Origin of the sequence: Saccharopolyspora soli (assembly GCF_022678645.1) — a bacterium.
In the GTDB taxonomy this organism is placed as follows: Bacteria; Actinomycetota; Actinomycetes; order Mycobacteriales; family Pseudonocardiaceae; genus Saccharopolyspora; species Saccharopolyspora soli.
In genome coordinates this window covers 1-1,669 of sequence record NZ_JALBWV010000158.1, presented here as the reverse complement: position 1 = coordinate 1,669, position 1,669 = coordinate 1, and the positions used below count along the sequence as shown (strand labels likewise).

The following is a 1,669-nucleotide window of genomic DNA, read 5'->3' as shown; positions in this document are numbered from 1 at the left end:
GTCAGCCGAAGATGATGTTGAGGGCGATGATGAGGATGAGGGCGATACCGGCGAGCAGGCCGGGGCGGCGGTACCAACCGGCGTCTTCGCCGGTGGTGGCGGCTTGCAGGCTGGTGCGGGGGGTCAGGGAGTAGACCAGGCCGACCAGCTCGGCTTCGGCTTTGGGCCGGGTGGCCAGCGACACCAGCACGCTGACCACGATATCGACCACGAACGCCACCCCCGCACCCACGAAACTGGCGCCCTGTCCGGGCAAATCCAGCACCCCGGTCTCCGACATCGCGAACACCACCACCGCCGAGACCGTGCCCAACACCAACCCGGCCCACCCGGCGTGCGCGGTCATCCGCTTCCAGAACATGCCCAGGATGAACGTCGCGAACAACGGCGCGTTGAAAAACGAGAACAACTGCTGCAGGTAGTCCATCAGGTTCGAATACCCCGCCGCGATGAACGCCGTGCCCACCGCCGCCACCGTCGCCCCCACCGTCACCCACCGGCCCATGGCCAGGTAGTAGTGATCCGGCTTGTCCCGCACCACATACGACTGCCAAATGTCATAGGTGAACACCGTGTTGAACGACGACAAATTCGCCGCCATCCCCGCCATGAACGACGCCAACAACCCCGCCAACGCGATCCCCAGGATCCCGTTGGGCAGCAAATCCCGCATCAACAACAAGATCGCGTCGTTGTAGTCCACCGACCCCGCACCGGTCTGCTTGTAGGCCGCCAACTCCGGGATCAGCACCGCCGCGATCATCCCCGGAATGATCACGATGAACGGGATGAACATCTTCGGGAACGCCCCGATGATCGGCGTGCGCTGCGCCGCCGACATCGACTTCGACGCCATCGCCCGCTGCACCTCGACGAAGTTCGTCGTCCAGTACCCGAACGACAACACGAACCCCAACCCGAACACCAACCCCACCACCGACAACACCGGATTGGCGAACCCGGTCAACTCCTCACCCGGCCACGCCGACAACTGCTCCGCCCCACCCGGCCCCGCAGTCACCCTCGCCACCAACCCCGACACCCCGCCGACCTTGACCAACCCGATGATCGTCAACGGCAACAACGCCGCCACGATCACGAAGAACTGCAACACCTCGTTGTAAATCGCCGCCGACAACCCACCCAACGCCGTATACGACAACACGATCGCCGCCGCCAACAACACCGACAACCACAACGGCCACCCCAACAACGCATTCACAATACTGGCCAACAGATACAGATTCACACCCGCGATCAAAATCTGCGCCACCGCGAAACTGATCCCATTGACCAAATGCGCCGCCTTCCCAAAACGGCGCAACATGAACTCCGGAACACTCCGCACCCTCGACCCGTAATAAAACGGCATCATCACCACACCCAAAAACAGCATGGCAGGCACCGCACCGATCCAAAAATAATGCATCGTCGGCATACCATACTCAGCCCCATTGGCCGACATGCCGATAATCTCAATCGCACCCAAATTCGCCGAAATAAACGCCAAACCCGTCACCCACGCAGGCAACGCCCGCCCAGACAGGAAAAAATCCAAACTCGTCGACACCGCACGCCGCGCCACATACCCAATACCCAACACAAACACGAAATACAACGCCAACAACCCATAATCCACAGCATTGGCATCGAGAAGCTGACCCTGGGC

General features: G+C 61.4%; 1 protein-coding gene. It reads right to left on the bottom strand.

Features of this window, described 5'->3' with window-relative positions; translation table 11 throughout:
• Position 1: 1 nt before the first annotated feature.
• On the bottom strand, positions 2–1,669 hold a 1,668-nt coding region (locus tag MOQ72_RS44055), incomplete at its 5' end, for a sodium:solute symporter family protein (RefSeq protein ID WP_242192023.1).